The sequence below is a fragment of the Enterococcus sp. ARL09-542 genome, assembly GCF_005234805.1.
Classification (GTDB): Bacteria; Bacillota; Bacilli; order Lactobacillales; family Enterococcaceae; genus Enterococcus_D; species Enterococcus_D gallinarum.
On record NZ_QPQX01000001.1, the window covers coordinates 335751 to 349098 of the forward strand.

Below are 13348 nucleotides of genomic sequence, written 5' to 3' on the forward strand. Positions count from 1 at the left end.
TGCTAGAAAGTCGCTGCTTGTTTTTCCATTGTTAAAAATCTTTCATCTTCTATAGCTTGCTTCATCAGTTATGCCGTGTTTTTCATTGAAGATCTTGTTTTCTTCTGATCATTTACATACTAATTTTTTCCCAAACAACCACTTATAAAAGATGTCGCTCCCAATAGGGGCTAGAGGAGGAATGTCATGAATTTAACTACCAAACTATTACGTCCATTGGGCTCTGGCATCGCAATGGGCGTTCCTTTGATTACTGGGATTCTTTCCAAAGACCCCATGATTTGTTCTGTTGGAGCCATGGGAGCTTTTTCTTATTTGGCTTTTCAGCACCGTTCCTTCAGTTACAATATAAAAGCAATCCTGATCCACGGTTTTGCATTGTTGAGTGCTTTTATTTTAGGGGCGATTACTTCATTGATTCCTTGGAGTGCACCGTTTATTATCGGCTGCTTATCCTTCACGGCTTTTTTACTTTCCAAAATCTACCGCTTGCCAAAACCAGATTATTTCTTTGTACTGATGCTCTACGCAACGGGATTCAATTTTCACCATCAAACACAGAATGTGACAGCTGCTTTACTGGCGATTCTTCATCAAAGCTCCTATCTTCTTTATGGAATCGTAGGTTCTCTGGCGGCTGGGTTGCTGATCTCCGCTGCAGAAAGGCTGCCTTTTCATTTACCCAAAGATCGCTTTCAGCAGCTTTCTCTCAAAGATAAGTATTATGTCGCTCTTTACCACCAACCGGAAATAATCCTAAAAGCGATGCATTTTTCGATGATTTTATTTATTGCTACTTATAGTGGATATCTGTTGAGAGCAAGCAATGGTTATTGGATCTTGATTTCTGCAGCCGCGGTACTCGCTGGCGAACATATGGAAAACATCAAAAAAAGAACAATCGGTCGTGTGCTAGGAGGAATAGTTGGGCTCTTATTAGGTTTCTTACTCATGGCACTGGATTTACCATTAGAAGCAAAAGCTGCTATTTTGATTGTATTGAATGTATTGACGGAATATTTCATGCCTGTCAATTATACGATCGCCAACTTTTTTACCAATCCGCAAGTGCTGCTTTTGATGACTATCGGCAGTAGTTTTGTACCACTCCATCTGATTCCTTGGCGTTTCTCGGGAACATTGATCGGTAGTTTATTGGCTATGGGATTGATTTTTCTCATGGATTTTGCGTTAAAGCAAATCCAGCAAAGCATGATCTATCGCAAAGAATGATTGCTTGTTGAATAATGCTAGCTGACTTTAGAAATTAGTGCTGTCTGGCTTTCTATCTGCCAGGATTTGCTTTATCATAAAGAGAGAATGACAGAGCACAAAGCGAGGGGAGCAGATGCAGGAGATTTTTGAGAAGTATCAGCGATTGCTAGCAATCGCTGATGCTGGGATCTATTATGGCAAGGATATTTATGATCAAGAGCGTTATGTCGAAATGAAAGAAATTCTAGTGAAATTGATGAGCCGATCGACGAAAGAAACAACCGATACGCTTAAACTTGTGCTAGATGCCAATGAGGGGTATCCAACACCAAAAGTTGATGTTCGAGCATTGATTCGTCAGGATAACAAAGTCTTATTAGTGGAAGACATTCATACAAAAGAGTGGTCTTTACCGGGTGGCTATGCAGAAGTCGGTTTCTCACCCAAAGAAAACGTTATAAAAGAAGTGTTGGAAGAGACAGGATTAGTTGTTGAAGTTGACAAACTTTGTGCAGTATTTGATACTAATCTGCGCAAAGACATTCCACAATTGTTTCAATATTATAAATTAGTTTTTGCCTGTTCGATCAAAGAAGGTTCTTTTGTGACGAACAGTGAAACCTCTGCCAGTGGCTTTTTTACGTTGGAAGAGTTGCCGCCGTTGTCAATGAAACGAACGACAGCAGAACAATTAAAGATTTTGATTGAGGAAGAGCAAAATTTTGTGGATTGATCATTCACAAAAACAGTTTAACCAATAGGTCAGCAAAAGAAATCCTGATAGGATCTTTCTGTCAGGTAGGATTGGCTTTTCTGCGGAAAAGATGATCGTTCTTTGGCTGCCTATTTTTGTTTCTGACAGTACAGACTTTTTTTGTTTTTACTATTCAAGTGGTACAATCGAAGCATAACGAGTATGAGGCACTGTGTATGGGAAATAAGCGGTTTTAGCATCTTAAATGAAAATGAAAATAGTTCTGAAATTTTTAGAAAAGTTTATTTACTTGGAGGAAAAGTTGGTATATCATTGATTTCGTTGTTTTATTAAGGATTCAGAGGGAAAATAATCGCGCCTATTTGAATAATGGAGGATTCAAAAAATGAAAAATGTGCTTCACTCTTATTTTGGGCTTGATGAGCTCAACACGACCATCAAGCGGGAACTCTTGGCTGGATTCACGACATTTATTTCAATGGCCTATATTCTTTTTGTCAATCCAATGGTCCTTGGTGCTTCTGGTATGGATGAGGGAGCGGTCTTTACAGCCACAGCATTAGCAAGTGCCCTCGGATGTATTTTGATGGGAGTCTTGGCAAAATACCCGATTGCGACAGCTCCTGCGTTAGGAATCAACGCGTTCTTTTCTTATTCAGTCTGTATCGGGATGGGTGTGCCTTGGCAAACGGCACTAGCCGGTGTTTTTGTCGCTTCGCTGATTTTTATTGCAATCACGATTTTTAAACTTCGTGAAATGATCATTGATGCGATTCCTTCCGACTTGAAATATGCTATTTCTGGTGGGATAGGCTTGTTCATTGCTTTCCTTGGTCTTAGTGAAGGTGGGATCATTGTTTCCGACGATTCAACGTTAGTTGCCTTAGGATCATTGAGTGTAGGTACGACATGGTTAACGATCTTTGGCATGGTCATTACGGCTGTGTTGATGGTTCGTCGAGTACCTGGCGGGATTTTCATTGGGATGGCAGCGACGACCATTCTTGGTTTAGTGACAGGTTTGATCCACGCACCAAGTTCGATCGTTTCGGCAGCACCTAGTATGTCGTCGACTTTTTTAGTCGCATTGAAGCATGTCGGTGACATCAACACATTGCAAATGTGGGTCGTTGTCCTAACATTCTTACTAGTCACTTTCTTTGATACTGCCGGTACGTTAGTTGGTTTAGCCAATCAAGCAGGTTTCATGAAAGACAATAAGATGCCTCGAGTGGGGAAAGCATTAGCGTCAGATTCGACAGCGATGTTGGCAGGATCATTACTAGGAACTTCTCCAGTAGGCGCATATGTGGAATCTTCAGCAGGGATCGCTGTCGGCGGTCGTTCTGGACTAACAGCTGTGACCACAGGTATTTTCTTTTTGTTTGGTCTATTCTTTTCTCCGCTTTTATCAGTAGTGACCTCTCAGGTTACAGCACCAGCATTGATTATTGTCGGAGTACTGATGGCGCAATCACTAAAAGAAATCAAATGGCATGAAATGGAAATCGCGATTCCTTCTTTTCTGATTTTATTAGGCATGCCTTTGACTTATAGTATTTCTGACGGGATCGCGCTAGGTTTCATTTTCTATCCAATCACAATGATTGCGGCCAAACGTGGTAAAGAAGTTTCACCGATCATGTATGTGTTATTCTTTGTCTTTATTGGTTTTATGTGGATCTTGAACGTTTGATCACGAGAAATAAACGGATGCTTGCTAGCTCTTTCATGAGTAGCAAGCATCTTTTTTTGTGGCTTCCTATCTTTTGATGAAGTGAATGGCATCCGAAAGAGAATCAGTGCTTATTTTTGTTTCAGTTCTTGGTATAATAAAAGAAAAAGCAAAGTAGGGTGACTATGGTAACGGTAACGATTAAAGATATCGCTGAAAAAGCAGGCGTTGCGAAAAGCACCGTTTCCCGCTATTTGAATAATGGCTATGTTAGCGAGCAAACACGTAAAAAAATTGATGCAATTATTGAAGAGACCGGCTATCGGCCCAATACGTTTGCCCGCAGTTTAAAAGCACAAGACACAAAACTGTTGGGAGTGATCATTCCTAGGCTGGATTCTCCTTCCACCAACAGTGTGTTAGAAGGGATCGATGAAACAGCTCGAAAGAATGGGTATCAATTGTTAATCACGAATTCTAATCAAAATGAAGAACGCGAATTAGAAAATATTGAGATGCTGGTCAAGCAAAAGGTTGCTGGTATCATTATGCTGGCTAGAGAGATCACGAGTGAGCTAGCACAAGTCTTGCAGCAATTGACCGTTCCTGTACTGATGTTGGGTCAACACTTACAAGGAGTCCATTCGATTGTCCATGATGATTATCGTGCGGGAGAGAAACTGGCAGAGTATGCAATTGAACTCGGCCATCGGTCTTTTTTGTTTATCGGAGTGACTGAAAAAGACGAAGCAGTAGGGATCTTGAGAAAAAAAGGCTTTACGGATGTGATCGCTCAAATGGAAGGGACCAAATTATCTTTCATCGAAACGTCTTTTTCCAGAAGTGAAACCTATCAAAAAGCTCGCTTATTTCTAAAAGAGAATCAAGCGACCTATTTAGCCTGTGCCACAGACAACATTGCTGTTGCCGTATTGAAAGCCGCGCATGAGTTAGGCTTGCGAGTGCCGGAGGATTTCTCCCTTAGCGGCTTCGGTGGATATGATTCGACGGATTATGTCTTTCCGACGATCACGACCACTCACTATCCTTACCACCAGTTAGGTGTCGATGCGGTGGAAACGATCCAGAAGTTGATCCAAAAAGTTCAAGTGCCAGAATTGATTAAGTTACCGAATCAACTGGTGATCAAACAATCAACGATTCCCATAGAACAAATACCATAATGATTCGTGAAAGGGACTGTGCCATAAGTCTCCGACAAGTAACACTATCCGAACCTTAACTATTATTGCTCCTGCGGTGCAGTGGCTCCTCGTCGCAAAAGTCCGAGGAATCTATCGCAATAGCATATGATTCGGTTTAACTTGTTGGATGATGACTTTGTCACAGTCTCTATTATTGCTCCTGCGGTGCAGTGGCTCCTCGTCGCAAAAGTCCGAGGAATCTATCGCAATAGCATATGATTCGGTTTAACTTGTTGGATGATGACTTTGTCACAGTCTTTTTTTGATAAAACGGGTTGATTTTGCAAACGGTTTCTGTTATCCTTCTTGTAGAACCGGTTCCACAAAATAAAGTGAGTTGAAATGGAGGAAAATTAAAATGAAAGATCAGAAAATCATTGATCAGTTGCTCCAAGCAGTGGGTGGTAAGGAAAACGTTAAAAATTATGAGCATTGTGCCACTCGACTACGCATTATTTTGAAAAATGATGCGTTGCTAGACAAAAAGAAGGCAGAAAACATTTCTGAAAGCAAAGGTTATTTCTTTAATACAGGACAGCATCAGTTTATTTTTGGGACTGGAAAAGTAAATGAAGTTTATGAGGCTTTTGCTCAAACAATGGGTAAAGATGGTGAGCAGCAGACAGCCTTTAAAGAAGATGTTTATTCCAATCTGACGCCTGTTCAGAAAGTTGTTCGTACTCTTTCTGATGTGTTGGTGCCATTGATTCCGGCATTAGTTACAACTGGACTTTTGATGGGGATCCGTGGTCTGCTAGTTGAATTAGGGGTTCCTTTTAGTGCGGACTGGTATGCGCTCTTTGAAATGCTGACAGATACAGCCTTTGCTTTCTTACCTGTATTGATTGCTTATAGTGCCACCAAAAAATTTGGCGGTAATCCGATCATCGGGATCGTTGTTGGTTTGATGATGGTAGCTCCTCAGTTACCCAATGCTTGGGCAGTTGCTAGTGGCGATGCACAGCCGCTTCATTTATTCGGTCTTTCTATTTCAGGGTATCAAGGTTCGATTTTCCCCGCAATTATTGTTGGTTGGCTTGTTTCCAAATTAGAAAAAGGATTTAGAAAATTTGTTCCACAAATGATGGATTTAGTCGTCACCCCATTTCTGACTATCGTAGTGACGCTGACATTAGTTTTATTTGCATTAGGTCCCATTTTGCAAGTTGCAGAAAAAGCAGTGATCAACGGCATTGTTTACCTCGTACAAGCGCCTTTTGGTATTGGCTATATCTTATATGCAGCGGTTCAGCAATTGATTGTTATCACCGGTTTGCATCATTCATTGAGCATCATCGAACTTGGTTTATTAAATACTTCAGGAGAGAATGTCTTGCAAGTTCTAGGAACAGCGAGTATGGCAGGACAATTTGGGGCAGCAATCGCAGCTGCTTTTCTTTACCGAAACAAAGTCAAACGCTCGAATGCCATTAGTGCAGCTGTACCAACCTTGTTTGGGATCACGGAACCATTATTGTTTGGGATCAATCTTCGGTCCTTGCGTATTTTTGCTTCTGGCATGGTTGGGGGGGCCATCGGCGGCTTGATGACGTATGTTTTTCAATTGGCAGCAACAGGAATGGGCATTACATTTATTCCTGGTTTGTTGTTGTATACAGGAGATTTCGGCGCCATGTTGAAATACATTGCAGTGATCCTCATTGCGTTTAGTGTGGGCTTTGCCTGCGTCCAACTGCAGCGGAGAAAGATTTCCGATGAATTGAATGAAGAAACAACGATTGAGGATGACCTTCAAACGTTAAGCGCAACCGAGAATTAATGGAAAAATTGTAGAGAAGAAAGTGGTGGATGGATTTGTGTGCAAAAGAAGCCTGGCAAGAGCTGGAACAACAATCGGAACTAAAAGCAAAGATCGCTCAGGATAACTGGCGACTGTACTTTCATTTAATGCCGGAAACTGGGTGGATGAATGATCCCAATGGGCTTTGTCAGTTTAATGGGGTTTATCATTTCTACCATCAATATGTTCCTCAAAATCCTGCAGGAAAAGAAGCACCCCATTGGGGACATAAAACGTCAACCAATTTGGTAGATTTCAAAGAAGAAGCAATTTTTCTTTCACCAGAACATTCGTATGATCGAAATGGTGTATTTTCTGGCAGTGCGATTGTAAAGGATGATCAGATCCATTTCTTTTATACAGGAAATGTGAAAAACGAAGGGGACCATGATTATACTTTTAGTGGCAGAGAACAAAATACGGTCCATGTGATTAGTGATGGATATTCGATTGAAAAACAAGAAGTAGTGATCCCGCATGAAGCATATCCTGCAGGGTTTACCGATCATATCCGTGATCCAAAAGTATTTGAAAAAGAGGGCCGTTACTATATGATCTTAGGGGCTCGAACTCGGGAAAGTGAAGGAAAGATTTTGATCTATCAGTCAGAGGATCTTTCACAATGGACCTATCAAGGGATATTTTTAGGGGATGATTATTCCCTTGGTTATATGTGGGAATGTCCCGATTTCTTTCAACTTGACGGACAAGATATTTTACTTTTTTCACCACAGGGAGTAGATCCGCAAGCTTATGCTTTCAATAATTTATACCAGTCTGGCTACTTATTAGGGGAAGTAGATTGGAAAAATTTGAAATTTAAGCCAACATCGGATTTCGTGGAATTGGATCGAGGGTTTGATTTTTATGCTCCGCAAACGTTCTTGGATCAAAAAGGGCGCAGATTGTTATGGGGCTGGATGGGACTAGGGGACACAAGTCCTGAATACTCGAATCCCACTGTTACTCGAGGATGGCAGCATGCGGCGACATTGCCGCGAGAACTGAGTTTCAATGGGCAACGATTGATCCAACAACCATTGCCAGAATATCAAAAATTACGTGGAAAGCCTTTCTTCTGGAATGTCGAGTTAAAGGATAGCTTTACTGCTCCAAAATTAGCTGGAGAGGTCTACGAACTGCAGGTAGAGCTAACCCAACAGACAAAAAAACTGCAGCTTCTCTTGCGCCAAGACACGATTCTCTCTTATGATGGCCATATTTTTACTCTTTCTCATGGGCCTTCCGGCTATGGACGCAAAAAAAGAAGCATTCAACTATCAGAATTACGACAGATCCAACTGTTTATGGACACTTCATCGATGGAAGTGTTCATAAACAATGGAGAGTATACCTTTACTTCCAGACTTTATCCGCAAAAAGAGCAAGACCAAATCGTCTTCTCAGGGACTGGCAGTTTGGCTATTCAACTGTGGCCATTCTCAAATTAGCAAATAGCATGCGCAATCAGCAAAGAAGCGTGATAGAAGGAAAAGAGCGTGTCTATTCGCTTTGCATCGATCGAATCAATTGCTTAAGGTTTGCTTCATTGATGCGATAACCCCTAGATTCACGATAGACACAATCGTTTTCTTTGAATGTTTTTAACGTGTAGGTCAAGTGCCGATAACTGACACCAAGGTATTCTGCTGTTTCTGTGAGTTTTTCTTGATAAATTCCCGCTACAGCTACTTCCAAGAGCAGCAGCGCCAAACGATAATTCAATTGGTAAGTCTGATTGATGGAGAAATGTTCCATCCGTCTAATTAATTTATCGCCAATATATTGACTGATCATTTTGACAAAATCAATGTCTTGCATCAATACTTGCTTGGCATGATCGATAGGAAGCGCCAAGCAAACAGTTGGACCGATCGCTAAAACTTCTTTGGTCGTTTTTTCAGCGGACACTAAGGTCAGATCTCCGATGAAATCACCGGAATGCAAAAATTGTAAAATCGATCGTTTGCCATTGGCTTGAGACTTGATAATCTTTGCTTTTCCTTCAAGGATCACGTACAAGTGAGTCAGTGTCCCGGCTTCTTCTTGTATGATCTCGTTGTGAGAAAACTCGTAAACAGAGGACTGTTCTAATGTTCCAGTGGAAAAAGGCAAGTCCAATTGATGAAACTTTTTGGCAACAGGATAAAGGGTTCGTTTCATTTTTTCTCTCTTTCTAGGAGAAATCTCCTAGTTGTTTTTCTTAGCATACCACATAATGGAGGAGGAGCAAATGAAAGGAGATCTCTTATGAAACGAACCCTCTTTTGGTCACTGTTTTTCTATGGTATCAGCGCATTAGGGATCAGCTTGACAATCAAAGCAGCTGTTGGTGTAAGCAGCTTTAATTCATTGAATGTCTCACTATCCACAATCACAGGTATCAAGGTCGGAACCATTACGACAGCCATCAATCTGCTCTTCTTAGTCACTTGTTGGTTTCTGGACCACAGTCAAAAAAGCTGTTATCGGAAATGGATCAACTATTTGATTATGATGGCAGCATTGCTTTTCTTTGGCAATTTAGTCAATGGTATTTTATATGGCTTACTGCCAAAACTGATAGTGCCAAACTATTTGGCACAAGTCACATGTTTTATCATTGGGACATTGATTTCAGGACTCGCTACGGGACAAGTGTTGCGACTCAATCACTTGAAATTTCCTATTGAAAATTTTTGTCAGCTGATGGCTGATAGAAGTCGCTTTTCCTTCAAACAATATCGGTATAGTGTTGATGTGCTGTGTGTCATAATCTCAATCGGCCTTTCTACAGCTTTTTCATTTCCTTTGGTTGTGAGGGAAGGAACGGCCATTAGCTTATTCTTGTTATCTGGTGCTATCTCTTGGTCGCGAGAACGGTCATTTCTGTTCTTCCTAAAAAACCAATCAGTCAATGACATTGTTCAGTAAAAAAATGTCTGATTAACATTCATTCTTTCGGATGAATGTTTTTTTGATTCCTTTTCATAGTGTATAATTGTAGTGTGAGTAAAAAAATGCTGAGAATGATCTAAAAACTACCCAAAGAGAATCATGAGAAAGAACGGAACGAGAAGAATCCTGATAGAGGTTAATTGTGAAGCGAAGCACCATGCAATTCTAGTGAAACTACTCAAAAAGGGGTGAAGACTTGAAGAAACTGCTTTTTCTTTTGGCTTTTGTTATCTGGAAAGGAATAGCCATACATGGAATTCCTTCTTCCTATGCGAAATTTTTAATGGGCTATCATGAGTTGGGCGCCAAGCTAGTGTTGCTTTGTTTCTTTGTTATCCTTTTTTATAGGGATTTGTTGGATCGTTTAAAAGAACTGAAGGTTCTCTCATTGATAAAAATAGGCTTGCTGACATTTGTAGCGATTCTTTTAACAACGGTTTTCTTCAACCAGATTATCTTTCCAGGTGAACAATCAATGACTTTTTATTATCCATCGTCTCAGAGAACCGTTCCTTTACTATTGGGGGCATTAGTAGTAGGCCCATTGTTCGAAGAAATGTTCTATCGCTATACGCTTATTTATACTGGTAGAAAAAGATGGCTGAGAATTGTTACGACATTGTGCAGTCTTTTGTTGTTTTCGTGGGCCCATATTGTTAATGCTAATGGTAATATTTTTTTGTTATACCCTTACTTTATTATTGGATTTTGGCTGACAATCGTCTATTTGCGCAACAAAAATCCATGGGAGTCTGTGTTTGCTCATATCGTTTATAATTCCTTGGTTGTCTTGCTAGCGATAATCGGATGATCTGCTAGCGTTGATTTTGCTGATTAAATGCGGCTACGCGTTCTGCGTTGATCCGCATGATCTCTTCTCCAGGGATATTTTGGTCATTGATGATAAGATCGAAGTCGGGATTTTTTGGTTTGTACTGATTGACGCCAAAGGCTACACTATTGGCAGGAATGTCTTTGGTAATAATGGCGCCTGCTCCAATCACAGAATTTTCACCGATGATGACTGGGCCAAGAATTTTGGCACCATCTGCAACGATTACATTTTCTGCTAAAATAGGTGTGCCCAGATTTTCCCAGGCATTCTTTTTCCGGTTAAACCGCTGATTTGAACCAATCGTTACATTCTGGAAAATCACAACATTGGCGCAAAGTTTCGCAGCAATGATCGTACAGCCGCGAGCATGGTGAGCAAAGCGGACACTTTTGTCCATCTCACCACAACGAATCTCGCAGCCATAACGATATTCTAATAATTCAGCTGCTTTCTTTCGTTCTTCTTTTTCTTCAGAAAAACAGTTGATTTGGATTAATTCTTCAAAAGTCATCGTTTCCATAATTTCACTCTCATTCATAGTTGTTTTTTATAGCTATAAAGACCGAATCTTTCATCAGGAGAAGGCTTACCAACGACAGTTTAGCAGATAGTTTTCCCCATCATATAAGATCATGATAGACCGCTGTTTTCGTGGCGCTCGGTGATTCATCTAATTCCTGAATCGAAATACCAACGTGTGTCAATTCTTCCCATTCGGTGAGCGTAGGAAGACGCCCCTTACAATAAAGGTTGTTTTCTGCAAAAACTAAAGGCAAGCACGCGAGATCTTCTTGCTCTAGAAGTTCCAATACAAGTGGGTGAGTAATGAAAGGCAGAATGCTTTCAGTCAAAACAGAAGAATGAATCACCAAGGATTCACCATGAAGTTGTTTATAGGCGCTGTGCCAAGACTCCGATTGAGGTAAATAGTCATAAAATTGTGTCTCTTCTGGCTTTTGCAGTAAATAAAGATCAATTTTGGGCATGGTATATTTTCTCCCTTTCTTATGTAGTGAAACGAACAGATAAAGTAGTTTTCATCGCTCACAACCCTTTAGTGAATGATACTCGGTGACCGAGCATCCGTCAAATAATGGCTGGATAAAAAACACTCGAATCTATCACAGCACTGGCTTTGATGGATTCGAGTATTGGTTTTGTGTAATAAGTGATCAGGAATTAGTTCGCTAAGAAACTAAAATCAGTCAATTCATCATAAGTGTAAGCTTGATCAATTTGTCCTTTGTCTTTAGTCCAAGCCACGATTTTGTCTAGTTGGTCCTGTGGGACTTTGGCAGCATAAGGATAGTCTTCTTTTTGGCTATCTAAGTAAGTACTCATGGCATCTGGGAACTGATAGTCGGCTAAGATATCAGCATATTCAGAAGCTTTGTGTCTGTTCATATAATCGATGGCTTGATCGTAAGCTTGATAAAATGCGGCAACATCTTGTGGTCGATCTTTTACCACATCAGTCATAAATTGCAAGGTACCACCTTTGATGCCAGCTTCTTTGGAACTGCCCAAAACAATTGCACCTTGAGCGGCTAACATACTCGCTTGCGGTTCTGTGTAGACAGCACCATCAACTTGATCGCTTAATAGTGCCTCAGAACGAGCCGCAAAAGAAGCAATGTCAACGATTTGATAAGTAAAATCATTTTCAGCAGCAAACTGGTCCATGATGTATTCTAAAATGAAGTTCGGTACAAGGGTAATTTTTTTATCAGCCAATCCTTTCATTTCAGAGATGCCTGAATTTGGCGAAGCTAAGACTTTAAAGTCTTCTAGAATGTCCGAAGTGATTGTCATGTCAATGCCATTTTGCTTAAACGTCGCTTCTGTCATCACATCACTGATAGTTGCGTCCAATTCTTTGGCTTGTACGGCAACATTGCGATCATTTGGAGAAGTAAAAGATTTGATTTCTACATTTAGACCTAAATCTTTAAAATAGCCTTCTTCTTTGGCCAGAATAATTGGAATCGCAGATTCTGCTGGTAAAATCCCCACATTCAACGTTTGATCGGTCACTTCAGCAGTTGTCGCAGAGGTGTCAGTTGTCTTAGTTTCTGAAGTGGAATCTGAATTGTTTCCGCAAGCAGCAACTCCTAAAGCCAATAATGATAAGCAAGTAAATAAAATCGTTTTTTTCATTTTTCGTTCCTCTTTCTTATTTATTCCTTGAAGGGATGTTCTTAATGGGTCTTTTTGAATAATTGTTCAAAAGATGTCTTATCCAATGAGAAGGGAATAATGTCTCTTCGTAGTTCCATGCGTGGGGTTTCTAGGGTGTTGAACCCTGGAATCGTCGTGAATGACAAGACAAAACCTTTCGCTTCTAGTGTTTTGATCGTCTGTTGATCATAGAAACCAAAGGGATAAGCAAAAACATCTTGTATCGCTACAGTTTGATTGCAGCAATCTAAATCAGCCGCAAATTTTTCAGCCGGTTCCCACATTGAGCGGCCCATCATTCCTTTTCGTTCATGGAAGTGAGTCGTATGATTGGCGTATTCAAAAACATCACTCATTTCGTTCAATTCCGAGCGACTGAGTGTTTTGGAAACAGCCGGCTTATAAGGGCTCGGTTCAGCAAACAACCAACCGCTGACAACAAAAGCGGTCGCTTTGAAGCCGGCCTCTTTCAATAACGGGTAGGCATATTCCCTCATGGATTGGTAGCAATCATCAAACGTCAACAAAACCGCTTTTTCTGGTAAAGCTTTCTTTTGAAGATAGTAGTCTTTGACTTCCTTCAAAGTAAGGGTATGATATTTTTCTGCTTTCAAAAAGTCGATTTGTTGTTTAAAATGAGAACAGCTATTGAATAACGGCAATGGAAGAGCATCTTGATAGCCATCGGCAACTTCGATTGGTCTTGGTTGCTCACTTAACTCATTGTCTGGTCGTATTTCATGAAACACAAGTGTGCGGAACATCAAATGCATCCCTTTCTATTTTT

Annotated in this window: 13 protein-coding genes; 8 read left to right on the forward strand and 5 right to left on the reverse strand. The window is 40.6% G+C overall.

The window, feature by feature from the left end:
• Positions 1–186 precede the first annotated feature (186 nt).
• The 6 genes from DVW06_RS01545 (at position 187) to DVW06_RS01570 (ending at position 8062) form a co-directional block, all read left to right on the forward strand.
• Entirely contained in the window at positions 187–1233 is a 1047-nt protein-coding gene (locus DVW06_RS01545) for an FUSC family protein (protein ID WP_003125870.1), read from the forward strand.
• A 115-nt stretch (positions 1234–1348) separates the two neighbouring features.
• Positions 1349–1948, forward strand: coding sequence for an NUDIX hydrolase N-terminal domain-containing protein (locus tag DVW06_RS01550; protein WP_137264327.1), 600 nt, complete (start codon positions 1349–1351; stop codon positions 1946–1948).
• 367 nt (positions 1949–2315) lie between these two features.
• Positions 2316–3626, forward strand: coding sequence for an NCS2 family permease (locus tag DVW06_RS01555; RefSeq protein ID WP_137264328.1), 1311 nt, complete (start codon positions 2316–2318; stop codon positions 3624–3626).
• A gap of 164 nt (positions 3627–3790) precedes the next feature.
• Positions 3791–4789: a LacI family DNA-binding transcriptional regulator gene (locus DVW06_RS01560; protein ID WP_137264329.1), complete on the forward strand. Its 999-nt coding sequence runs from the start codon at positions 3791–3793 to the stop codon at positions 4787–4789.
• A gap of 379 nt (positions 4790–5168) precedes the next feature.
• Positions 5169–6590: a PTS transporter subunit EIIC gene (locus DVW06_RS01565; protein WP_002328679.1), complete on the forward strand. Its 1422-nt coding sequence runs from the start codon at positions 5169–5171 to the stop codon at positions 6588–6590.
• A gap of 29 nt (positions 6591–6619) precedes the next feature.
• Positions 6620–8062 (forward strand): glycoside hydrolase family 32 protein, encoded by a 1443-nt coding sequence (locus DVW06_RS01570; protein ID WP_003125880.1) that lies wholly within the window; start codon positions 6620–6622, stop codon positions 8060–8062.
• Between the two features lie 52 nt (positions 8063–8114).
• Here the strand turns inward: DVW06_RS01570 and DVW06_RS01575 are convergent, their stop codons facing one another.
• Positions 8115–8774, reverse strand: coding sequence for a cyclic nucleotide-binding domain-containing protein (locus DVW06_RS01575; protein ID WP_029486541.1), 660 nt, complete (start codon positions 8772–8774; stop codon positions 8115–8117).
• 87 nt (positions 8775–8861) lie between these two features.
• On the opposite strand from DVW06_RS01575, the gene DVW06_RS01580 reads away from it, so the two are divergent.
• On the forward strand, positions 8862–9524 hold the full coding sequence (locus DVW06_RS01580; RefSeq protein WP_029486542.1) for a YczE/YyaS/YitT family protein: 663 nt from the start codon (positions 8862–8864) through the stop codon (positions 9522–9524).
• Positions 9525–9744: 220 nt separating this feature from the next.
• Positions 9745–10359: a CPBP family intramembrane glutamic endopeptidase gene (locus DVW06_RS01585; protein WP_081131522.1), complete on the forward strand. Its 615-nt coding sequence runs from the start codon at positions 9745–9747 to the stop codon at positions 10357–10359.
• A 4-nt stretch (positions 10360–10363) separates the two neighbouring features.
• Here DVW06_RS01585 and DVW06_RS01590 read toward each other — a convergent pair whose 3' ends face one another.
• The 4 genes from DVW06_RS01590 to DVW06_RS01605 all read right to left on the reverse strand — a co-directional run bounded on the left by DVW06_RS01590 (position 10364) and on the right by DVW06_RS01605 (position 13325).
• Positions 10364–10903 carry a serine acetyltransferase gene (locus DVW06_RS01590; RefSeq protein WP_005470804.1) on the reverse strand — a complete coding sequence of 180 codons (540 nt, stop codon included), beginning with the start codon at positions 10901–10903 and terminating at the stop codon, positions 10364–10366.
• 100 nt (positions 10904–11003) lie between these two features.
• Positions 11004–11369, reverse strand: coding sequence for an arsenic metallochaperone ArsD family protein (locus DVW06_RS01595; protein WP_003125889.1), 366 nt, complete (start codon positions 11367–11369; stop codon positions 11004–11006).
• Between the two features lie 193 nt (positions 11370–11562).
• Positions 11563–12540: an ABC transporter substrate-binding protein gene (locus DVW06_RS01600; RefSeq protein WP_086269064.1), complete on the reverse strand. Its 978-nt coding sequence runs from the start codon at positions 12538–12540 to the stop codon at positions 11563–11565.
• Positions 12541–12581: 41 nt separating this feature from the next.
• Positions 12582–13325, reverse strand: coding sequence for a polysaccharide deacetylase family protein (locus DVW06_RS01605; protein ID WP_005470808.1), 744 nt, complete (start codon positions 13323–13325; stop codon positions 12582–12584).
• Positions 13326–13348: the final 23 nt, after the last annotated feature.